Origin of the sequence: Variovorax sp. 38R (assembly GCF_014843395.1) — a bacterium.
Lineage (GTDB): Bacteria > Pseudomonadota > Gammaproteobacteria > Burkholderiales > Burkholderiaceae_C > Variovorax > Variovorax paradoxus_H.
Window position 1 is genome coordinate 2890142 of the sequence record NZ_CP062121.1, and the last position, 22593, is coordinate 2912734.

General features: G+C 66.3%; 15 protein-coding genes and 4 tRNA genes. 12 read left to right on the forward strand and 7 right to left on the reverse strand.

Annotation, left to right across the window (positions count from 1 at the left end; all coding sequences use genetic code 11):
• The first annotated feature begins 67 nt into the window (after positions 1-67).
• The 12 genes from IG196_RS13160 (at position 68) to IG196_RS13215 (ending at position 13099) form a co-directional block, all read left to right on the forward strand.
• On the forward strand, positions 68-1270 hold the full coding sequence (locus tag IG196_RS13160) for an efflux RND transporter periplasmic adaptor subunit (protein WP_192196510.1): 1203 nt from the start codon (positions 68-70) through the stop codon (positions 1268-1270).
• Positions 1267-4431 carry an efflux RND transporter permease subunit gene (locus IG196_RS13165; RefSeq protein ID WP_192196511.1) on the forward strand — a complete coding sequence of 1055 codons (3165 nt, stop codon included), beginning with the start codon at positions 1267-1269 and terminating at the stop codon, positions 4429-4431. Before IG196_RS13160 ends, IG196_RS13165 begins: the two co-directional genes overlap by 4 nt.
• A gap of 206 nt (positions 4432-4637) precedes the next feature.
• Positions 4638-4724 (forward strand) — tRNA-Leu (locus IG196_RS13170).
• A 26-nt stretch (positions 4725-4750) separates the two neighbouring features.
• A complete protein-coding gene (tig, locus tag IG196_RS13175; RefSeq protein ID WP_101492930.1) occupies positions 4751-6064 on the forward strand; it encodes a trigger factor in 1314 nt (437 codons plus the stop codon).
• Between the two features lie 123 nt (positions 6065-6187).
• A complete protein-coding gene (clpP, locus tag IG196_RS13180) occupies positions 6188-6796 on the forward strand; it encodes an ATP-dependent Clp endopeptidase proteolytic subunit ClpP (RefSeq protein ID WP_095745077.1) in 609 nt (202 codons plus the stop codon).
• Positions 6797-6906: 110 nt separating this feature from the next.
• Entirely contained in the window at positions 6907-8175 is a 1269-nt protein-coding gene (gene clpX, locus IG196_RS13185; protein WP_099796720.1) for an ATP-dependent Clp protease ATP-binding subunit ClpX, read from the forward strand.
• A gap of 15 nt (positions 8176-8190) precedes the next feature.
• Positions 8191-10632: an endopeptidase La gene (lon, locus tag IG196_RS13190; RefSeq protein ID WP_101492931.1), complete on the forward strand. Its 2442-nt coding sequence runs from the start codon at positions 8191-8193 to the stop codon at positions 10630-10632.
• A 61-nt stretch (positions 10633-10693) separates the two neighbouring features.
• Positions 10694-10769, forward strand: a tRNA-Gly gene (locus tag IG196_RS13195).
• A gap of 64 nt (positions 10770-10833) precedes the next feature.
• Positions 10834-10907, forward strand: a tRNA-Cys gene (locus tag IG196_RS13200).
• 97 nt (positions 10908-11004) lie between these two features.
• A tRNA-Leu gene (locus tag IG196_RS13205) sits at positions 11005-11096 on the forward strand.
• 23 nt (positions 11097-11119) lie between these two features.
• Positions 11120-11761, forward strand: coding sequence for a DUF6806 family protein (locus IG196_RS13210; RefSeq protein WP_192196512.1), 642 nt, complete (start codon positions 11120-11122; stop codon positions 11759-11761).
• Positions 11762-11794: 33 nt separating this feature from the next.
• Positions 11795-13099, forward strand: a complete 1305-nt coding sequence (locus tag IG196_RS13215) for an MFS transporter (RefSeq protein WP_192196513.1) — start codon at positions 11795-11797, stop codon at positions 13097-13099.
• Positions 13100-13109: 10 nt separating this feature from the next.
• On the opposite strand, the gene IG196_RS13220 is transcribed toward IG196_RS13215, so the two are convergent.
• The 7 genes from IG196_RS13220 to proV all read right to left on the reverse strand — a co-directional run bounded on the left by IG196_RS13220 (position 13110) and on the right by proV (position 22158).
• Positions 13110-15308 (reverse strand): Ig-like domain-containing protein, encoded by a 2199-nt coding sequence (locus IG196_RS13220; RefSeq protein WP_192196514.1) that lies wholly within the window; start codon positions 15306-15308, stop codon positions 13110-13112.
• An 88-nt stretch (positions 15309-15396) separates the two neighbouring features.
• Positions 15397-16185 carry a hypothetical protein gene (locus tag IG196_RS13225; protein ID WP_192196515.1) on the reverse strand — a complete coding sequence of 263 codons (789 nt, stop codon included), beginning with the start codon at positions 16183-16185 and terminating at the stop codon, positions 15397-15399.
• Positions 16186-16202: 17 nt separating this feature from the next.
• A complete protein-coding gene (gene murI / locus IG196_RS13230; RefSeq protein WP_192196516.1) occupies positions 16203-17015 on the reverse strand; it encodes a glutamate racemase in 813 nt (270 codons plus the stop codon).
• Positions 17012-18565: a fumarate hydratase gene (locus IG196_RS13235; RefSeq protein WP_101492937.1), complete on the reverse strand. Its 1554-nt coding sequence runs from the start codon at positions 18563-18565 to the stop codon at positions 17012-17014. The genes murI and IG196_RS13235 overlap by 4 nt, the downstream gene beginning before the upstream one ends.
• A gap of 103 nt (positions 18566-18668) precedes the next feature.
• A complete protein-coding gene (gene proX / locus IG196_RS13240) occupies positions 18669-19679 on the reverse strand; it encodes a glycine betaine/L-proline ABC transporter substrate-binding protein ProX (RefSeq protein WP_192196517.1) in 1011 nt (336 codons plus the stop codon).
• Positions 19680-19701: 22 nt separating this feature from the next.
• A complete protein-coding gene (gene proW / locus IG196_RS13245) occupies positions 19702-20883 on the reverse strand; it encodes a glycine betaine/L-proline ABC transporter permease ProW (protein ID WP_192196518.1) in 1182 nt (393 codons plus the stop codon).
• A gap of 21 nt (positions 20884-20904) precedes the next feature.
• Positions 20905-22158, reverse strand: coding sequence for a glycine betaine/L-proline ABC transporter ATP-binding protein ProV (gene proV, locus IG196_RS13250; RefSeq protein ID WP_192196519.1), 1254 nt, complete (start codon positions 22156-22158; stop codon positions 20905-20907).
• Positions 22159-22593: the final 435 nt, after the last annotated feature.

Here is a 22593-nt window from a genome sequence, read left to right on the forward strand (position 1 = left end):
AACGTTTACCCTAGATTACTAACCGGTGGGTCATTAATGACCCGGTTCCTCTCTTCTTGGGTGTCTCATGACCGCCTCCGCCGCCTCACTCCGTGCCCGCAGCGCCGCCTGGCTGCTGCTTCCCGCCATATTTCTGGCCGGCTGTTCGCCGAAACCACCTGCCCAGGAGCCCGTGAGGGCGGTCAAGTTCGTGACCGTCGGCACCAGCGACTACGACGCCCAGCCCGAGTTCTCGGCCGAGGTGCGGGCCCGCGTGGAGTCGCGCCTGGGCTTCCGCGTCGCCGGAAAAATCACCAAGCGCCAGGCCGAACTCGGCCAGCACGTGCAGGCCGGCCAGGTGCTGGCGCAACTCGATCCGCAGGACTACCGCCTGGCTGCCGACGCCGCCCGCGCCCAGCAGGCCGCCGCACAGACCAACCGCGACCTCGCCGCTGCCGACCTGAAGCGCTACACCGAGTTGCGCTCGCAGAACTTCATCAGCGGCGCCGAACTGGAACGCCGCGAAACCACCTGGAAGGCCGCGCAGGCGCAGCTCGAACAGGCGCAGGCGCAACTGGCCTCGCAGGGCAACCAGGCCAGCTACACGACGCTGGTGGCCGATGTGGCCGGCGTCATCACCGCCATCGAGGCCGAGCCGGGCCAGGTGGTGCAGGCCGGCACGCCGGTCGTGCGCATCGCCCAGGACGGCGCGCGCGACGTGGTGTTCGCGGTGCCTGAAGACCGCGCCGCGCTGATCAAGCCCGGCTCGCCGGTCGCGGTGCGCGGCTGGTCCGGCGGCGAGGTGCTGCAAGGCAAGGTGCGTGAGGTGGCGGCCAGTGCCGACGCGGTCACGCGCACTTACTCGGTCAAGGTGTCGATCGACGCCGCCACGTCGCCGGCGCTCGGCGCCACGGTCTACGCCCGGCCCCAGGCCCTGGCGCGCACCGATGTCGCGGTGATCAAGCTGCCGACCAGCGCGCTGCGCCAGGAAGGCAAGGGCTCGGCGGTCTGGGTGCTCGACAAGGACAGCATGACCGTGCGATCGCAGCCGGTGCAGGTGGTCACGGCCGACGGGAATGAAGCGGTGATCGGCGCGGGCCTGGCGCCCGGCATGATGGTCGTGGCCGCGGGCGTGCACGTGCTGTCGCCGGGTCAGAAGGTCACGGTCTACCAGTCGAAGGAGGCCATGGCGGCCGCCGCCAACGGCCAGCAACAGGCGCAGGCGCAGCAGCGGGCCGTCGAGGCCGTGGCCGCGACGAAGAAGGAGATCGCAACGGGTGCCGCCAAATGACGGAAGGCCCTGCGACCCCCGCGAACCCTGAAACTTCCGGACACAAACCCGCCGGCTTCAATCTTTCCAAATGGGCGCTGGACCACGCGCCGCTCACGCGCTACCTGATGGTGGTGCTGATGGTGCTGGGCGCGTTTGCGTACTTCCAGCTCGGCCAGGACGAAGATCCGCCGTTCACCTTCCGCGCGATGGTCGTGCGCACCTACTGGCCCGGCGCCACGGCGCAGCAGGTGGCCGAGCAGGTCACCGACAAGATCGAGCGCACGCTGCAGGAAGCGCCGTACGCCGACAAGATCCGCAGCTATTCGAAGCCGGGCGAGTCGCAGATCATTTTCCAGATCAAGGATTCGTCGAAGGCCGCCGAGGTGGCCAACGTCTGGTACACGGTGCGCAAGAAGGTCGGCGACATGCGCGGCACCTTGCCCGCGGGTGTGCAGGGGCCGTTCTTCAATGACGATTTCGGCGATGTCTACGGCGTGATCTACGCGCTGGAGAGCGAAGGCTTCAGCTACGCCGAGCTCAAGACGCTGGCCGACGACGTGCGCCAGCAGCTGCTGCGCGTGAAGGACGTGGCCAAGGTCGACCAGTTCGGCGTGCAGGACGAAAAAGTCTTCATCGAGATTTCGCAGAAGCGCCTGGCCCAGCTGGGGCTCGACTTCAATGCCGTGCTGGCGCAGCTCGGCTCGCAGAACGCGGTCGAAAGCGCCGGCACGATCCAGTCGCCGCTCGATGTGGTGCAGGTGCGCGTGGGCGGCCAGTTCACCAGCGTCGAACAGCTGCGCGAAATGCCGATCCGCGGCAGCTCGGGCAACCAGATCAAGCTCGGCGACATCGCCGAGATTCGCCGCGGGTACGTCGATCCGCCGGCCGTCAAGGTGCACCACCAGGGCAAGGAAGTGATCGCGCTCGGTGTGTCGATGACCAAGGGCGGCGACATCATCGCGCTGGGCAAGGCGCTGAAGGCCACCACCGCCACCATCGGCCAGCGCCTGCCGGCCGGCGTGAAGCTGGCACAGGTGCAGGACCAGCCGGTGTCGGTGGCCAGTTCGGTCAACGAATTCGTCGGCGTGCTCATCGAGGCCGTGGCCATCGTGCTGGCCGTGAGCATCATCGCGCTCGGCCTGCACAAGGGCGGTCGCTTCGGCTGGTACATCGACATGCGCCCGGGGCTGGTGGTGGCAATCACCATTCCGCTGGTGCTGGCCGTGACCTTCCTGGCCATGAACTACTTCGGCATCGGGCTGCACAAGATATCGCTGGGGTCGCTGATCATCGCGCTCGGCCTGCTGGTCGACGACGCGATCATCGCGGTCGAGATGATGGTGCGGAAGATGGAGGAGGGCTACGACAAGGTCCGCGCCGCCACTTTCGCCTACGACGTGACGGCCAAGCCGATGCTCACGGGCACGCTCATCACGGCGGCGGGCTTTTTGCCGATCGGCATCGCCAAGTCGGTGACGGGCGAATACACCTTCGCGATCTTCGCGGTGACGGTGATCGCACTGGTGCTGTCGTGGATCGTCTCGGTGTACTTCGTGCCGTACCTCGGCACGCTGCTGCTCAAGGTCAAGCCGCACGACCCCGATGCGCCGCCGCACGAGCTGTTCGATACGCCGTTCTACAACGGCTTTCGCCGCGCGGTGAACTGGTGCGTGCAGCACCGCTGGCTGACCATCGGCGCGACCGTGCTGATCTTTGCGCTCGGCATCTTCGGCATGGGCAAGGTGCAGCAGCAGTTCTTCCCCGATTCGAGCCGGCCCGAGATCATGGTGGACCTCTGGTTTCCCGAAGGCACCTCGTTCGCGGCGAACGAAGAGGTGGCCAAGCGCGTCGAACAGCGCGTGATGAAGGAAGAGGGCGTGAAGACCGTCAGCACCTGGATCGGCTCCGGCGTGCCGCGCTTCTATTTGCCGCTCGACCAGGTCTTTCCGCAGTCCAACGTGTCACAACTCATCGTGCTGGCCAAGGACCTGAAGGTGCGCGAGCGCCTGCGCCTGCGCCTGCCCGCGGTGCTTGCCGAAGAGTTTCCCGAGGTGCGCGGCCGGGTCAAGCTGCTGCCCAACGGCCCGCCGGTGCCGTACCCGGTGCAGTTCCGCGTGGTCGGCACCGAGCCCGCCCAGCTGCGCGCGCGCGCCGACGAGGTGAAGGCCGTGCTGCGCGAGAACGCGAACCTCATCGGCGTGAACGACAACTGGAACGAGTCGGTGAAGGTGATCCGCCTCGAAATCGACCAGGCCAAGGCGCGTGCGCTCGGCGTGACGAGCCAGGCCATCGCGCAGGCCTCGCGCACCATGTTCAGCGGCACCACGGTCGGCCAGTACCGAGAGAACGACCTGCTGATCGACATCGTGCTGCGCCAGTCGGCCGACGAGCGCGAAGCGATTTCGGACATCGGCAATGCCTACATCCCGACGACCACGGGCCGCTCGATTCCGCTCACGCAGATCGCCCGCCCGGTGTTCACCTGGGAGCCCGGTGTGATGTGGCGCGAGAACCGCGACTACGCGATCACCGTGCAGGGCGACGTGGTGGAAGGCCTGCAGGGCGCCACCGTGACCGAGCAACTGCTGCCGCAATTGCGCAAGCTCGAGGCCGGCTGGCATGCAGCCGGGCAGGGCGGCTACCGCATCGAGGTGGCGGGCGCGGTCGAGGAAAGCAGCAAGGGCTCGGCCTCCATCGTGGCCGGCGTGCCGATCATGCTGTTCCTGGTGTTCACGCTGCTGATGCTGCAGCTGCACAGCTTCAGCCGCTCGCTGCTGGTGTTCATCACTGGCCCCATGGGCATCGCCGGCGTGGCCGCCGCGCTGCTGCTGCTGAACCGGCCCTTCGGCTTCGTCGCGCTGCTCGGCGTGATCGCGCTGATGGGCATGATCCAGCGCAACGCCGTGATCCTGATCGACCAGATCGAGAGCGATCGCGCGGCCGGCGTGCCGGCCTGGGATGCGATCGTCGAATCGGCGGTGCGGCGGCTGCGGCCCATCGTGCTGACCGCCGCGGCGGCCGTGCTGGCGATGATTCCGCTGTCGCGCAGCGTGTTCTGGGGGCCGATGGCCGTGGCCATCATGGGCGGGCTGATCGTCGCCACCGTGCTGACCTTGCTGGCGCTGCCGGCGATGTATGCCGCGGCCTTCCGCATCAAGCGGGAGCCGCAAGCGGCCTGAAAAGACGCTTTCCACGGGCCGTTTTCGCGCGGCCCGTATCCCTTGCGTGAGCGTGGGTGAAATCCCCGAAAGGGGGAAGCCGGAAGGCCCCCATTCTTGCGTTTAAAATGCGCGGTTGACCGATTTCAGGCGGACGGTCTTGGGCCAGCGGGTTTTCCTGCAGCGCCGAGGCCGTCCGCCTTTGCATTCACCTGAAATTTGGCATCGCGCGGGTGGCGAAATTGGTAGACGCACCAGGTTTAGGTCCTGACGTTCGCAAGAACGTGCCGGTTCGAGTCCGGCCCCGCGCACCAGCCACACCCCTCACAAGGAAGACACCATGACCGTGAACGTTGAAACTCTCGAGAAGCTCGAACGCAAGATCACGCTGACCCTGCCGGTCGGCACCATCCAGAACGAAGTCGATTCGCGCCTCAAGAAGCTCGCGCGCACCGTCAAGATGGACGGCTTCCGTCCCGGCAAGGTGCCGATGAACGTCGTGGCCCAGCGCTACGGCTACTCGGTGCACTACGAAGTCATGAACGACAAGGTCGGTGAGGCCTTCTCGCAAGCCGCGAACGAAGCCAAGCTGCGCGTCGCCGGCCAGCCCCGCATCACCGAGAAGGAAGAGTCGCCCGAAGGCCAACTCGCCTTCGACGCGGTCTTCGAAGTGTTCCCCGAAGTCAAGATCAACGACCTGTCGGGCGCTGAAGTCGAGAAGCTGTCGGCCGAAGTCGGCGACGAAGCCATCGACAAGACCCTGGACATCCTGCGCAAGCAGCGCCGCACCTTCGCCCAGCGCGCCCAAGACGCCGTGGCCGAAGACAACGACCGCGTGACGGTCGACTTCGAAGGCAAGATCGACGGCGAACCCTTCCAGGGCGGCAAGGCCGAAGACTTCCAGTTCGTCGTCGGCGAAGGCCAGATGCTCAAGGAATTCGAAGACGCCGTGCGCGGCATGAAGTCCGGCGACAGCCGCACCTTCCCGCTGTCGTTCCCGGCCGATTACCACGGCAAGGACGTGGCCGGCAAGCAAGCCGACTTCATGGTCACCGTGAAGAAGATCGAAGCGTCGCACCTGCCCGAAGTCAACGAACAGCTCGCCAAGTCGCTCGGCATCGCCGAAGCCACCGTGGAAGGCCTGCGCGCCGACATCAAGCGCAACCTCGAACGCGAAGTGAAGTTCCGCCTGCTGGCCCGCAACAAGAACGCCGTCATGGACGCGCTGGTGGCCAACGCCGAACTCGACCTGCCGAACGCCAGCGTGCAGTCGGAAGTCGCCCGCATGATCGAAGGCGCCCGCGCCGAGCTCAAGCAGCGCGGCATCAAGGACGCCGACAAGGCCCCGATTCCCGAAGAAGTGTTCCGCCCGCAAGCCGAGCGCCGCGTGCGCCTGGGCCTCGTGGTGGCCGAGCTGGTGCGTGCCAACGAGCTGCAGGCCAAGCCCGAGCAGATCAAGGCCCACATCGACGAGCTGGCCGCCAGCTACGAGAAGCCGCAAGACGTCGTGCGTTGGTACTTCAGCGACAACAATCGCCTGGCGGAAGTCGAAGCCGTGGTCATCGAGAACAACGTGACCGACTTCGTGCTGGCCAAGGCCAAGGTCAACGAAAAGTCGGTGTCGTTCGACGAACTGATGGCGCAGCAGCAGTAAGCTGGTTTCCGTCGCTGCATGCAGCAACGCCGATGGGGCTTGTGCTTTGCGGCACGAGCCCCATTTCACTCAGGCGTACAGTTCAATCAGAGCGAACGAATCCATTTTCCGGAGAGCAAATTCATGAGCGCACAGGAAATTCAAGGCCTCGGCATGATCCCGATGGTCGTCGAGCAGTCGGGCCGCGGCGAGCGGTCGTATGACATCTACTCGCGTCTTCTCAAGGAGCGCATCATCTTCCTGGTGGGCGAGGTCAACGACCAGACCGCCAACCTCGTGGTGGCGCAGCTGTTGTTCCTCGAGAGCGAGAACCCGGACAAGGACATTTCGTTCTACATCAACTCCCCGGGCGGCAGCGTGAGCGCCGGCATGGCGATCTACGACACGATGCAGTTCATCAAGCCGTCGGTGTCGACCATGTGCCTGGGCTTCGCGGCTAGCATGGGCGCCTTCCTGCTGGCAGCCGGCGAGAAGGGCAAGCGTTTCTCGCTGCCCAACTCGAAGATCATGATCCACCAGGTGCTCGGCGGCGCACGCGGCCAGGCCACCGACATCGAAATCCATGCGCGCGACATCCTGCGCACCAAGGACCAGATGAACCGCATCCTGGCCGAACGCACCGGCCAGCCGCTGGAAAAGGTCAAGTCGGACACCGAGCGGGACTACTTCCTGACCGCTGACGAGGCCAAGGATTACGGCCTGGTCGACCAGGTTGTCGCCCAGCGCGGTTAAAGCCGCCCGGCGCCTCGGGCGCCCAAAAGGCAAAAACGGCGTTTTCCACACGGGAAACGCCGTTTTTGTTTAGTTATCATTGTCCATACCCTGTCACGAGGCAAAAGTCCATGGCCGAAAAAAAAGGCACCTCCAGCGAAAAAACGCTTTATTGCTCGTTCTGCGGCAAGAGCCAGCATGAGGTCAAGAAGCTGATCGCGGGCCCTTCGGTCTTCATCTGCGACGAATGCATCGACCTGTGCAACGAGATCATCCGTGACGAGCTGCCGGCCGGTGAGGAGGCGCGCGACGCGCGCAGCGACCTGCCCACGCCGCTGGAGATCAAGACCAACCTCGACAACTACGTGATCGGCCAGGAGCCGGCCAAGCGCATGCTGTCGGTGGCGGTCTACAACCACTACAAGCGCCTGCGCCACAAGGAAAAGAACACCAAGGGCGACGAGGTCGAGCTCAGCAAGAGCAACATCCTCTTGATCGGCCCCACGGGTTCGGGCAAGACCCTGCTGGCGCAAACGCTCGCGCGCATGCTCGACGTGCCTTTCGTGATGGCCGACGCCACCACGCTGACCGAAGCCGGCTACGTGGGCGAGGACGTCGAGAACATCATCCAGAAGCTGCTGCAAAGCTGCAACTACGAGGTCGAGCGTGCCCAGCGCGGCATCGTCTACATCGACGAAATCGACAAGATCTCGCGCAAGTCCGACAACCCGTCGATCACGCGCGACGTGTCGGGCGAGGGCGTGCAGCAAGCCTTGCTGAAGCTCATCGAAGGCACCATGGCCAGCGTACCGCCCCAGGGCGGGCGCAAGCACCCGAACCAGGACTTCCTGCAGATCGACACGACCAACATCCTGTTCATCTGCGGCGGCGCCTTTTCGGGCCTCGAGAAGGTCATCGAAAACCGCACCGAGGCCTCGGGTATCGGCTTCGGCGCCGCGGTCAAGAGCAAGGCCCAGCGCAGCATCACCGAGGTGTTCCGCGAAGTCGAGCCTGAAGACCTGATCAAGTTCGGCCTGATCCCCGAACTCGTGGGCCGCATGCCCGTGGTCGCCTCGCTGGCCGAGCTGAGCGAAGACGCGCTGGTGCAGATCCTGACCGAGCCCAAGAATGCGGTGGTGAAGCAGTTCACCAAGCTGCTGCAGATGGAAGGCGTGGACCTCGAAATCCGTCCCGCGGCGCTCAAGGCGATCGCACGCAAGGCGCTGGCCCGCAAGACCGGCGCGCGCGGCCTGCGCTCGATCCTTGAACAGTCGCTGATCGACACCATGTTCGAATTGCCGAACGCGACCAATGTCGACAAGGTGGTGGTCGAGGAATCGACCATCGACGAAAACAAGCCCCCGCTGCTCGTGTACCGCGAAACGGCGAAAAAGGCCTAAAGGACAAGGACGCTCATGTCTGGTCATACCCCATTGCCCCCCGAAGCCCTCGACCTGCCGCTGCTGCCGCTGCGCGACGTCGTGGTGTTTCCCCACATGGTGATCCCGCTCTTCGTGGGTCGCCCGAAGAGCATCAAGGCGCTCGAGCTGGCGATGGAAGCCGAACGCCGCATCATGCTGGTGGCCCAGAAGGCCGCCGCCAAGGACGAGCCCTCGGTCGAGGACATGTTCGAGGTCGGCTGCGTCTCGACCATCCTGCAGATGCTCAAGCTGCCCGACGGCACCGTGAAGGTGCTGGTCGAAGGCCAGCAGCGCGCCCGCGTGAACCGCATCGATGACGGTGAAACCCATTTCTCGGCCAACGTGACGCCCGTCGAGGCGCTTGAAGGCGGCGAGAAGGGCACCGAGGTCGAGGCGCTGCGCCGCGCCGTGATGCAGCAGTTCGACCAGTACGTCAAACTGAACAAGAAGATCCCGCCCGAGATCCTGACCTCGATCTCGAGCATCGACGATGCCGGCCGCCTGGCCGACACCATCGCCGCCCACCTGCCGCTCAAGCTCGACAACAAGCAGGCCGTGCTCGACCTCGACGACGTCAAGGCGCGCCTGGAAAACCTGTTCGGCCAGCTCGAGCGCGAAGTCGACATCCTGAATGTCGACAAGAAGATCCGTGGCCGCGTGAAGCGCCAGATGGAGAAGAACCAGCGCGACTTCTATCTCAACGAGCAGGTCAAGGCCATCCAGAAGGAGCTCGGCGAAGGCGAAGAGGGCGCGGACATCGAGGAGATCGAGAAGAAGATCAAGCTCGCCAAGATGTCCAAGGAAGGCCTGAAGAAGGCCGAGGGCGAGCTCAAGAAGCTCAAGCTCATGTCGCCCATGTCGGCCGAAGCCACGGTGGTGCGCAACTACATCGACGTGCTCATCGCCCTGCCGTGGAGCAAGAAGACCAAGATCAAGCACGACCTGGCCAATGCAGAGGCCGTGCTCAATGCCGACCACTACGGCCTCGAGAAGGTCAAGGACCGCATCCTTGAATATCTTGCGGTGCAGCAACGCGTCGACAAGGTGAAGGCACCCATCCTGTGCCTCGTGGGCCCACCGGGTGTCGGCAAGACCTCGCTGGGGCAGTCGATCGCGAAGGCGACCGGCCGCAAGTACACCCGCATGGCGCTGGGCGGCATGCGCGACGAAGCCGAGATTCGCGGCCACCGCCGCACCTACATCGGCGCGCTGCCGGGCAAGGTGCTGCAGGGCCTGAGCAAGATCGGCACGCGCAATCCGCTGTTCCTGCTCGACGAGATCGACAAGCTGGGCACGGACTTCCGTGGCGACCCGTCGAGCGCGCTGCTCGAAGTGCTTGACCCGGAGCAGAACCACACCTTTGGCGACCACTACGTGGAAGTCGACTTCGACCTGAGCGACGTCATGTTTGTCGCCACGTCGAACTCGATGAACATTCCGCCGGCGCTGCTGGACCGCATGGAAGTCATTCGCCTCTCGGGCTACACCGAGGACGAGAAGACCAACATCGCGATCAAGTACCTGCTGCCCAAGCAGTTGAAGAACAACGGCGTGAAGGACGACGAGCTGGCCGTCACCGAATCCGCCGTGCGCGACATCGTGCGCTACTACACGCGTGAAGCCGGCGTGCGTTCGCTGGAGCGCGAGCTCTCCAAGATCTGCCGCAAGGTGGTGAAGGGCCTGCTGCTCAAGCAACTGACGCCCAAGGTCACGGTCGACGGCGAGAACCTCAACGAGTTCCTCGGCGTGCGCAAGTACAGCTTCGGCCTGGCCGAGAAGCAGAACCAGGTCGGCCAGGTGGTCGGCCTTGCGTGGACCGAAGTCGGCGGCGATCTGCTGACGATCGAAGCGGTCACCATGCCTGGCAAGGGCGTGATCAGCCGCACGGGTTCGCTCGGCGACGTGATGAAGGAATCGGTCGAGGCCGCACGCACCGTGGTGCGCAGCCGCTCGCGCCGCCTGGGCATCAAGGACGAGGTGTTCGAGAAGCGCGACATCCACATCCACGTGCCTGATGGCGCCACGCCCAAGGACGGCCCGAGCGCGGGCGCGGCGATGACGACGGCCTTCGTGTCGGCGCTCACGGGCATCCCGGTGCGTGCCGACGTCGCGATGACCGGCGAGATCACGCTGCGCGGCGAGGTCACGGCCATCGGCGGCCTGAAGGAAAAGCTGCTGGCCGCATTGCGCGGCGGCATCAAGACCGTGCTGATCCCCGAAGAGAATGCCAAGGACCTGCAGGACATTCCCGAGAACGTGAAGAACGGCCTCGAGATCGTCCCGGTGAAGTGGATCGACAAGGTGCTCGAGATCGCACTCGAGAAGATGCCCGAGCCGCTGTCCGACGAAGAGGTGGCCGCATCGGCTGCTGCGGTGGCCGAACTGGCCAAGCAGCGCGCTGGGGCGCCGGCTTCCGAAGGCTCGGTCAAGCATTGACCGATTGATTGCAGAACTTGTGAAGCCTCAAAAAACTGGTATATAATTTGAGGCTCGAAACGCGGGAATAGCTCAGTTGGTAGAGCGCAACCTTGCCAAGGTTGAGGTCGAGAGTTCGAGACTCTTTTCCCGCTCCAGTTTTTGAAAAAGGGAAGCAACCAGCTTCCCTTTTTTTCGCAGTTCGATTTCGTTATTCAGCGTGGCGCGATAGCAAAGCGGTTATGCAACGGATTGCAAATCCGTGTAGCCCGGTTCGACTCCGGGTCGCGCCTCCACCCTCTCGTCAGACCGATCGGCTCCGATATACAAGCCCCGCCAACCGACGTTGCCGGGGCTTGTTTCATTTGGGTTATCGTCGATGTTCAACCTGTGGCCCGGATGGTGAAATTGGTAGACACATCGGACTTAAAATCCGCCGCTTCCTTGATCGGGGCATACGGGTTCGACCCCCGTTCCGGGTACCACCACATTTACAAGGGAGTATTTGATGCCTCGCTACAACGCTCCATTTGAGATCCATGTGCATGGCGATGTGCCGCTGCGTTCGGACGCGAGCTTCGAGCAAATCCAGGAGGCTCTGAAGCCGCTCTGGAAATACGCGGGCGCCAAATCGCTGGCCGACGGTGCCACCAGCACCTACGAAGAAGAACCCGGTATTCGCTTCGAGCAAAAGGACCACACGCTGCAGATCTGCTGGACCGTGCCGGGCGACGAAGACTTCCGCCAGGCGCTCGACGAGATGTGCATGGCCCTGAACGAACTCTCCGAACGCGGCGCCGCCATCGAAGTCACCTTCTACGACACCGATTTCGACGAAGAAGAGGGTGACCCCGACGAAGAGTCGCGCGACGACTTCCTGATGCTGTTCGTGGGCCCCAACCCGGCCGCGATCATGCAGGTGCAGCGCGACCTGCTGGTCGAAGACGTGGTCAACCTCATGGAGCGCCACTTCGACGGCGCCGAGCTGGGTGGCGTGGTCGCCGAAATCGATCGCCTCTTCAGCGACCGTTTCGACGCGCTCGTGAACTCGCTCGAAATCGGCAAGCGTCCGCGCGGTACCGGTGGTGCCGGCGGCGGCAGCGGTGGTGGTGGTCACGGCGGTGGCCGTCGTCCGCGCCACCTGCACTAACCCCCTAGGCTTTCCGCCCGGTCCCAAGGCCGCATGGCCCTGTTCCCAGCCTCCGCGTTGCGCCCCGGCGTGCGCAAGCGCGAGGTGTTCGGCTGGGCGATGTACGACTTCGCGAACTCGGGCTACACCACGGTCGTGATCACGGCGGTGTTCGCCGCCTACTTCGTCGGCGGCATCGCCAAGGGTGCGCCATGGGCCACCTTCGCGTGGACCGCGGCCCTGAGCACCTCGTACGCCATCGTGATGCTCACGATGCCCGCCATCGGCGCCTGGGCCGACCTGCACGGCGCCAAGAAGCGCGTGCTGGTCATGACGACCACAGGCTGCGTGCTCGCCACTGCGGCGCTCGCACTCACGCCGGGTTTCGCGGGCGGCGCGATGGGCGTTGCGCTCGCGATGGCGCTGGTGATCGTTTCCAATGCTTTCTATTCCTACGGCGAGTCGCTGACCGGCGCCTTCCTGCCCGAGTTGGCAACCGCCGAAGGCATGGGCAAGGTGAGCGGCTGGGGTTGGGCCTTCGGCTATGTCGGCGGCATGCTGGCGCTGGGGTTCTGCCTGGCCTACGTGCTGTGGTCGCAGGCGCGCGGGCTGCCGGCGGCGCACTTCGTGCCGGTCACGATGCTGATCACGGCGGCCATCTACGGCACTGCCGCTTGCGCGACCTTCGCGCTGCTGCCTGAGCGTGCCGTGCCGCAGGCCAGCCGGGGCCAAGGCAGCGCCTGGCAACAGCTGCGCGCCACGTTCCTGCAGGCCCGCGCCTACCGCGACTTCATGTGGCTGCTGGTCTGCACCGTCTGCTACCAGGGCGGCGTGGCGGTCGCGATCACGCTGGCGGCGATCTACGCCGAGCAGGTGATCGGCTTCGTCGCGAGCGAGACGATGGTGTTGATCTTCGTGCTCAACCTCGCGGCCGCGCTTGGCGCCTTCGCCTTCGGCTACGTGCAGGACCGCATCGGCCACAAGGTGTCGCTGGCAGCGACGCTGCTCGCGTGGATCGCGGTGTGCGTGATTGCCGCATGGGTCACGACCAAGGGCGGTTTCTGGTGGGCCGCTGCCATCGCAGGACTGGCGATGGGCTCGAGCCAGTCGGCTGGGCGTGCGATGACGGGCTACCTCGCGCCGCCGCAGCAGCTCGCCGAATTCTTCGGGCTCTGGACCTTCGCCACGCGACTGGCCAGCATCATCGGCCCGCTGAGCTTCGGTGCCATCACCTGGGCCACCGGCGGCAACCAGCGCATCGCCATCCTCTCGACGGCGGTGCTGTTCATCGGCGGGCTGTTGCTGCTGCTGCCGATCGACATGCAGCGCGGCCGCAAGGCCGCACTGCAGACTCGCTAGTCGGCGACGCTCAGGGCAGCTTGTCGCCGAACAGGCTGTCGCGCGTGAGCGGGTAGCCGGCTGCCGGTGCGTAGCTCTGGACCCAGTTGGCCGGATTTTTCACACGCGCCGCGAAGGCCGCCAGGTCCGAGCGATCGAGCGAGCCGGTGTAGATCGTGTTGGTCTGGTTGAGCGGATCGACCGTGAAGCTGAACGCCGTGCCCGCCGTCGTGAGCGCATCGGGAATGCCGCCAGCCTTGCCGCCGAGCGTGATGCTCGCGAGGTAGTTGCCGACCGAGGCGATCTCTCCAGCCTTGCCTTCGCTCAGCTCTTTGATGGTGCCGCCCGAAATGGCATAGATGGTTTCCGCCTTGCCGATGCCTCCCGGTGACCCGAGCGTGAAGCCCTTGTCCGCGATCGGGCTGCCCACGACGTCGGTCTGGATGGTCACGATGGTGCCGGCCGGCAGGTTCTGGTTCGCGGTCCAGAAGTAGGCCGTTTCCTTGGTGATGCCAGTGAATTCGGCCGTGCCGTCACCGCGGTCGCGGTCGGTGAACAGCACCTGCGTCCCACCGTTCACCGCCTTCAGCAGCACGAAGGCATAGGCGTCTGGCGCTTCGGTGTTGGCAGCCATGAAGAGCAGGTCGCCGGCCGCCAGCGGCGTGGGCACGCCGGCCGTCGTGAAGCCCAGCGTCGTCGCGTCGTTGATGCCCGCGAAGGCATTGCCAGCCGCGTCGGTGATGGCGTTGGCATCGACCGTGACGTAGTAACCGGCGTTCATTGCAAGCTTGGCCGTGGGCACCAGCGTCAGCACGTTGAACGCCACCTGCACGCGCGCGGTGGGGCTGTTGGCGTGGAAGGTCTCGACCACCGCACCGTCGGCCGCGTGCAGCACGATGCGCCCGGACCCGAGGCGCACCGCCTCGTTGAACGACAGGATGATCGAGGTGTCGAGGTTGACGCCCACACGGCCGGCCGGTGGCGATGCCTTTTTCAGCTTCGGAGCTGCCGTGTCGACCCACGGGGCACCCAGGCGCACGACGAAACCGTCGAACTTCTGCTCGGCGGCGGGCAGGTCCTTCGAGGCCGTCTTGCCGTCCCACTTCGTGTCGCCGTTGTCCAGCAGCAGCTGCACCTGCGTGCCGGCCTTCACCGGGCCCGGCACTTCCACGATGGACTCGAAGCTGCCGCCCGTTTCCTTGCGCAGCGCCTCGAGGTCGTTCGACAGCTCGACCGGTGCGCTGTTCGGGTTGCCGTTCCAGGCGAACAGCGCGAAGTTGCGGTCCACCTCCGGCACCGCAGCGCCCGCCGGGCCCGCGACGATCAGGTAGTTGCCGTCGGTGCCCTTGTCGATCGAGCGGATGCCGCGGCCTCCCAACTCCAGTTCGATGGGCGCGCCGAAGACGGCTTGCGTGGCAGTGCCGGCCATCAGCGCGGCGTGGTTCTGCAGCGGGACGATCAGCGCCTTCGCGCGCACCGAGGCGCCCGTCTGCGGCGCGCGGAAGCCCAGCCACAGGGCGGTGTCGCCCGGTGCGCTGGTCAGGCCTTCGATCGAGAAGCCGTCGATGCGCTCCGGCACGATGCCGGCGGCGGCCGACGCGGCAAAGCCGAAGTGGTCGGCGCCGAGCCCGTGGGCGTTGCCCTTGTCCCAGGCGATGAGCTGCGCTTCGAGCAGCGAGAACTGGCCCACGTAGTCGAACGTGGTGGCCGCGCCGGTGCCGCCGACCTTCACTGCGAAGAGGTGCGAACGGTCAGCCGCTGCGTCGCCGCCGTCCTTCTTGTTGCTGTTGGAGCCGGTGAAGTACAGCGTGTCGCCGATGCGTGTGCCGGCTTCGAGGTCGAGCTCCTTGGCGAGCTTGGGGCCTGCGTCCTTGTAGCTCCATTCCTTTACCGCCGCGCCGCCGGCGCGCGGGTACACGCGCAGCACGTTCGCTTCGTCGTCCGCCACGAGCATGAAACCGTCGGGCAGGGCGATGGCGGTCGATGCGTCGGACGAGCCTTCGGTACTGTCTGCCTTGGGTGTGAACTGCGCCTTCGACACGAGCTGGTCGGGCTCGGGCTGCACTACAGCGGGCGGCGTGGTCGGCGGCGGGTTGGCCGTGGGCGGGAAGAACCCGTTGAAGCCGCCGCCGTCACTGCCGCCGCCGCAGGCAGCGAGCAGGATCGACAGGGCGCCGGCGAGCAGCATGGGTTGGAAGGGAATGCGGGACGGGAGGGAAAGCGAACTCATGGTGCGTGGCCGTTCTTGGGAACAAACCGCGCATGCTGTTACTTTCGTATGACGGGTCCGTGAAAGACCCGCCGGATTCAGGTGCGCGTCAGGGCGCTTGTTGCAGCGACTTCGGCACCTTGTAGCGCTCGCCGTCATAGCGCAGCGTCACGGTGCTGAACTTCGCGGGCAACGCTTTCTCGACGCAGCCCTGGTCTTCCTGTTCCTGCGCGCGGCTTTGCACCAGCGTGCGCGACAGCTGCAGGTCGGCAAAGCCGCTGCTCGTCGTGCGGGCGACCGACAGCATGGTGCGCAGCTTCTCGAAGTGGCCGGTGCAGGTGGCGTCCCAGCCACCGTTGTCGTGGTCGAGCTCGACCTCCTGCAGCACCTGGTGCAGCTTGTTGCCGCGCTGCACGTAGAGGCGCACGGTCTCGCTGGCCTGCGGGCCCGAGGTTGGGCTGTTGCCGCGGTAGCGCACGCGCAGGCCGAAGGCGCGCGTGTCGGACGACAGCACGTAGCGCGAGGTGTCGACGCGGATCTCCTGGATCGCGGTGGTGGCGTCTTCGTCGAGCGCCTCGGGCAGGAAGATCCGCCCGATCACCGTGTCGCGGTCGGTGTTGCCGTTGTCGGGCCGCTGGATCAGCAGCAGCGCGAGGTCGAAGACCTTGGCGCCCTTGTCGGTGGTCTCGCGCGGCATGGGCAGCACCACGATGCTGCGGCCGGGAAACGCCGGCCAGACCTTGCAGGCGGCAAGCCGTTCGTCGAGCGGCTGCCTGGGATAGAGCTTGGCATGCATGCGCTCGGCCAGGCCGCTTTCGCAGGCGGCGTGGCTCAGGCCAGCGGCCGAAGCCAGGCCCAGCAGGAGCAGTGCATGACGCAGGAAGAAGAGGGCGCGCATTGCCAATCGTGATGAGGTCAGGCGACGTTTGCCGCAGGCATCGGAGCGCCCTGCGAACGCGCGGGCAGCCAACGCGCGGCGGCTGCTTCGAGCACCGCCAGGACGCCGCTGCTCTCGAGGACCAGCCCGCCTTCGCTGTTGTCATCTGCCAATCGGCTGAGCGACGTCAGCACGCGGCGGGTCTGCTGCGCGACCGGTGCACCGGTGTCGATGAAGCGCAGCGTCGACGGTGCGTGGCGCTGCAGTTCGTCTTTCACGAGCGGGTAGTGCGTGCAGCCGAGCACCACGGTGTCGACCTGGCCCGCGCCGTCGCCGAAGGGGCCGGCCTCCGCCATGTAGCGGGCGCACAGCGCGGCGATGCCGGGGTTGTCGAAGCCTTCGATGGCCTTCACCAGGCCGTCGCACGGCACGGGCCGCACGGTCGCTGCCGCTGCAAAGGAATCGCGCAGCGCTGCGTACCGGGCGCTGGCCAGCGTGCCGCGCGTGGCCAGCACCGCGATGTGGCCCGTGTGGCTCGTCGCCACGGCGGGCTTCAGCGCCGGCTCCAGGCCGACGATGGGCAGCGCGGGGAATTCGGCGCGCAGCACATGGATCGCCGCCGTGGTGGCCGTGTTGCAGGCCACCACAAGCGCCTTGATGTCGTGCGCGCGCAGCAGATGTTCGACCACCTGGCGCGAGTGCGCGATGACGTAGGCATCGCCGCGCTCACCATACGGCGCGTTCGCGGTGTCGGCGAAGTAGACGAAGCGTTCGGTCGGCAGCTCGGCCTGCAGCGCGGCGAGTGTGCTCAGCCCCCCGACACCGCTGTCGAACACGCCGACCGGGTTCAAGCGACTTCCAGCGGAATGGTCTTGAACTCGCCGCTGGCGATGCGCTTCTGCCACTCGGCCGGACCGGTGATGTGCGCGCTGGTGCCGCCGGCATCGACCGCCACGGTCACGGGCATGTCGACCACGTCGAATTCGTAGATGGCTTCCATGCCCAGGTCCGCAAAGCCCACGACCTTGGCGGTCTTGATGGCCTTGCTCACGAGGTACGCGGCGCCGCCCACGGCCATGAGGTAGGCGCTCTTGTGCTTCTTGATGGCCTCGATGGCGACCGGGCCGCGCTCGGCCTTGCCGATCATGGCGATCAGGCCGGTTTGCGCCAGCATCATCTCGGTGAAGCCGTCCATGCGCGTGGCGGTGGTCGGGCCGGCGGGGCCCACGGCTTCGTTGCCGACCGGATCGACCGGGCCGACGTAGTAGATGACGCGGTTCGTGAAATCGACCGGCAGCTTCTCGCCCTTGGCCAGCATGTCCTGGATGCGCTTGTGCGCGGCGTCGCGGCCGGTGAGCATCTTGCCGTTCAGCAGGATCGTGTCGCCCGGCTTCCAGCTCGCGACTTCGGCGGGCGTGAGCTTGTTCAGGTCGACGCGCTTGCTCTTCTTTTCGTCGGGTGCCCAGTTCACGTCGGGCCACAGGTCGAGCGACGGCGGATCGAGGTAGACCGGGCCGCTGCCGTCCATCACGAAGTGCGCGTGGCGCGTGGCGGCGCAGTTGGGGATCATTGCCACGGGCTTGCTGGCCGCGTGCGTCGGGTACATCTTGATCTTGACGTCGAGCACGGTGGCCAGGCCGCCCAGGCCCTGCGCGCCGATGCCCAGGGCATTGACCTTCTCGAACAGCTCCAGGCGCAGCGCCTCGACCTTGCTCAGCTCGGCGCCCGAGGCGGCCTTGGCCTGCAGCTCGTGCATGTCCAGGTCGTCCATCAGGCTTTCCTTGGCCATGAGCGCGGCCTTCTCGGCCGTGCCGCCGATGCCGATGCCCAGCATGCCGGGCGGGCACCAGCCGGCGCCCATGGTGGGCACGGTCTTGAGCACCCAGTCGACCACGCTGTCGCCGGGGTTCAGCATGACCAGCTTGCTCTTGTTCTCGCTGCCGCCGCCCTTGGCGGCCACCGTCACTTCGACGGTGTTGCCGGGCACGATCTCGGTGAAGATCACCGCGGGCGTGTTGTCCTTGGTGTTCTTGCGATCGAACTGCGGGTCGCCCACGACCGAGGCGCGCAGCGTGTTGTCGGGGTGGTTGTAGCCGCGGCGCACGCCTTCGTTGATGGCGTCGTCCAGCGAACCGGTGAAGCCGCCCCAGCGCACGTCCATGCCGACCTTGAGGAACACGTTGACGATGCCGGTGTCCTGGCAGATCGGGCGGTGGCCCGTGGCGCTCATCTTGCTGTTGGTCAGGATCTGCGCAATGGCGTCCTTGGCGGCGGGGCTCTGCTCGCGCTCGTAGGCCTTGGCCAGGTGGGCAATGTAGTCCGCGGGGTGGTAGTAGCTGATGTACTGGAGCGCGGCGCTGATCGATTCGATCAGGTCGGCCTGCTGGATCGTGGTCGTCATGGTGGGGAGTCTTATTGGAGGGGGAACGCCCTCGATTATCTCAGCCACCAATACCGCAGGCCGGCGCCGGGCGAAAGGGCGCCGGCGCGGGTGTGAGTCGGTGTTACCGGGCGGCGGCGCGCGCCTCGGCAATCCACCCATCGAAGGTCGTCTGGTGCACCCGAATCCACCCGTCGGTGTGGCGCGTCACGTCCTGCATGCTGTTCGCGCCTTCGCTCATGCGCAGGTTCTGCGCGTTGATGTCGGCGATCGGCAGCTTCATCACCTCGAACAGGCGGCCGGCGGCGGGGTTCTTCTCGATGAAGGCGCGGTTGGCAACGATGCGCTGCTGGTTGGCCAGGAAGCCGTAGTTGCGGCCGTTGGGCAGCCGGGTGTCGACCTGTGCGCCGGCCTGCGCGGGCGAGAACGGCACCTGCAGCCAGACCACGTCAGCGCCCGGACGCAGCACGGCGCTGACCCAGTACGGCGTCCAGGTGTAGTAGAGGATCGGCTTGTCCTGCTTGAAGCGCGCGATGGTGTCGGCCATGAGCGCGGCGTAACTGCCCTGCTTGTGGGTCACGCTGTCGCGCAACTGGTAGGCGCTCAGGTGGCCCTCGATGGCCAGCTCGCAGCCCCAGCCGGGGTTGCAGCCGGTGAGGTCGGCCTTGCCGTCGCCGTCGGCATCGAACAGCTTGGCGATGGCCGGGTCTTTCAGCTGCGCGAGGTTGGTGATGTTGTATTGCTCGGCGGTCTTGCGGTCGATCAGGTAGCCCTGCACCGCGCCGTCGGAGTACACGCCCTGGTGCCACAGCTTGGCATCGCCGCCGCTGTTCTTGTAGAAGTCGGCGTGCAGCAGGCTCCAGTGGTTGGCCATGAAGGTGGCGTCGCCGTTGGCAATGGCCAGGTGCTCGGTGGCGGGCTCGAGGTCTTTCATCGGCTCGACCTTGTAGCCGAGCTTTTCGAGCGCGCGCATCACCAGCAGCGTCTGGAAGGCTTCCTCGGCGAGCGAGCTTTTCAGTGGCTGCACGGTGACGCCCTGGCCGGGCAGATCATTGGCGGCCTGTGCGGTCGCACCGAAGGCGACGAGGCCCAGTGCCAGGAGGCTGCGGGCGAAGAAGAGGCGGGTGGTCTTCATGCGTGGATGTCCTCCGTGACGGTCAGTGCGCTTGCGTGGAAAGGGCGGGCACGGCGTCGTCGGCGTGCGAGCCGCGCGAGGGCGTGCCGACAAGGCGCTGCAGCGTGCGCAGCGCGAGGCCGGCCGGCCCCGTGTACCACCAGCGATGGCCGGCGCTGCGGCGCGACTTGCCCATGGCCTGCGTCAGGCGGTCCAGCGTGATCGCCAGCAGCACGATGCCCAGGCCGCCGACGGTGGCCAGGCCCATGTCGAGCCGGCCGATGCCGCGCAGCACCATCTGGCCCAGGCCGCCCACGGCGATCATCGAGGCGATCACCACCATCGACAGCGACAGCATCAGCGCCTGGTTGATGCCCGCCATGATCGATGGCATGGCCAGCGGCAGCTTCACCTTCAGCAGCATCTGCCAGGGCGAGGCGCCGTACGCACGCGCGGCCTCGATGAGGTCGGGCCGCACCTGGCGCAGGCCGAGGTTGGTCAGGCGCACCAGCGGGGCGAGCGCGAAGACGATGGTCACGATCACGCCCGGCACGTTGCCGATGCCGAACAGCATCACCACCGGCACGAGGTACACGAAGGCCGGCGTGGTCTGCATGGCGTCGAGCACCGGGCGCATCACGCGCTGGGCCCGGTCGTTGCTGGCCAGCAGCACGCCCAGCGGCAGGCCGATGACCATGCAGAACACCAGCGAGGTCAGCACCAGCGACAGCGTGACCATGGCCTCGGGCCAGATGCCGAGCATGGTCACCAGCATCAGCGACACGACGGTGCCGATGGCCAGCGCGCGGCCGGCGAACTGCCAGGCGAGCAGGCCGATGATCGCAATCATCGGCAGCGCGGGCAGGGCGGTGAGTAGGCCTTGCACCGAGTTGAGCGTGCTGTCGATGGGCAGGCGCACGGTCTGGAAGAAGGGGCGGAAATGCTCGACCACCCAGCCCAGGCCCTGGTTGATCCAGGCCTCGACGGGCAGCGAGCCGTCCCACAGGCGGTGCAGTGCGAAGCCGTTGGTGGCGGTGTCGGCCTGCCCGGCGAGGGCGTGCGCGGTGTTCGCCGGCGCATCGAGCCAGGCGCTGGCGGTCGAGGTGTCAGGCGCGGCCGAGATCGCTTCCCACGGGTCGAGGGCGGGGGGCGCGGCGGGCGTGTCCAAAACGGGGGCGTCCATCAGGGGCGCGTTCAGGTCGGAAGGCAATGTGGTGTCGTTCATCGTTCAAGGTCCTTCGTGAATTCAGTGCGGCTCGGCGGCGAGTGCGGGGGCGGCGTGCGGCGAGACGGGTTCGATCGGCGGCGTGTCGCGGTCGAGGAACTTGAGCAGCGTCGTCTTGCTGATCGCACCGCAGAAGCGGCCGTCGCCGGCCACCACCGGCAGTGCGCACGGCGCCTGCGCGAGCTGGCCGATGAGGCCGGCCACGGGGGCTTCGGCGTCGATGCGCGGCAGCTCGTCGAGAAAGGCGTGGTGCAGCCCGAGCGGGCCCGAATGCCCGTCGAGTGCACCGCGCAGCGTGTCGGCCGACACCACGCCCAGGAAGCGCTTGGTCGGGCTGGTCACGTAGGCGAAGTCGCGGTCCTGGTCTTCGAGCAGCTTGAGCGCCGCGTGCGCGCCGCGCTCGGGGTGCTCGCACACCACGGTGAGCGATTTGCGCGCGATATCGGCCGCCTTGAACACCGCCGCCGCGTCCACGCCGCGCACGAAGCTGCGCACATAGTCGTCGGCCGGCCTGCGCAGGATCTCGTCGGGCGTGCCGACCTGGATCACGTGGCCGTCCTTCATGATCGCGATGCGGTCGCCGATGCGCATGGCTTCGTCCAGGTCGTGCGAGATGAAGACGATGGTGCGGCGCTGCACCTGCTGCAGCCGCAGCAGCTCCGACTGCATCTCGGTGCGGATGATCGGGTCGAGGGCCGAAAAGGCCTCGTCCATCAGCAGGATCGACGGATCAGACGCCAGTGCGCGCGCCAGGCCCACACGCTGCTGCATGCCGCCCGACAGCTCGTCGGGGTAGCTGTCGCCCCAGCCCGAAAGGCCCACCTGCGCGAGCGCGAGGTCGGCCTGTGCGAGGCGGTCTTTCTTGCGCGTGCCCGACAGCTCGAGGCCGAAGGCGGTGTTCTCGCGCACCGTCATGTGCGGCATCAGCGCGAACGACTGGAACACCATGCTGATGTCCTTGCGGCGCAGTGCGCGCAGCTTGCTGTCGGAGTGCTCGTTGATGTCGGCGCCGTCGATCACGATGCGCCCGGCGGTCGGCTCGATCAGGCGGTTGAGCAGCCGCACCAGCGTCGACTTGCCCGAGCCCGACAGGCCCATGATCACGAAGATCTCGCCGGCCTGGATCTCGAAGGTGGCATCGAACACGCCGATCGACTGGCCGGTTTGCGCCAGGATTTCCTTTTTCGAAAAACCTTGGTGGACCAGCTCCAGGGCTTGTTCGGGCGAATCGCCGAACACCTTGAAGACATGGTCGATGAGAATTCCTTTGGCCATATGCCGGGGCTCCTTGAGTGAAGGGTGGACACAGCACCGCCCCGAAGGACGGCAACGGCCACGCCATCAGCCCGATGAGGGAGCTGCCCGACAGCGCGCATGAAGTTTGCGCATGCGCATGCAATGGCCCGGCGAGCCCCGAGGGCTGCCGACAGGCACTGAAGACGACTTGGCGACGAAGCCAGTGCCCATCGGATGCTTCATTCGCAGACAACGGGCCTGGTCGAGGGGCGCCGCCTGGATGAGCGTGACGTGGCAATGGGGCCGGAAAAAAGATCCGGCCGGTTTGCCGGGCTGGGCCCGGCGTGGAGGGCCTTGCACCGCGACGGGATTCACAGATCCGCGAGTAGTGCAAGGGTGACCAACATGACTTGTTGGTCGTCGGAAGCCCATGATTATAACTTTTTGGCATGACGCGAGTCAACCCACGGGCGT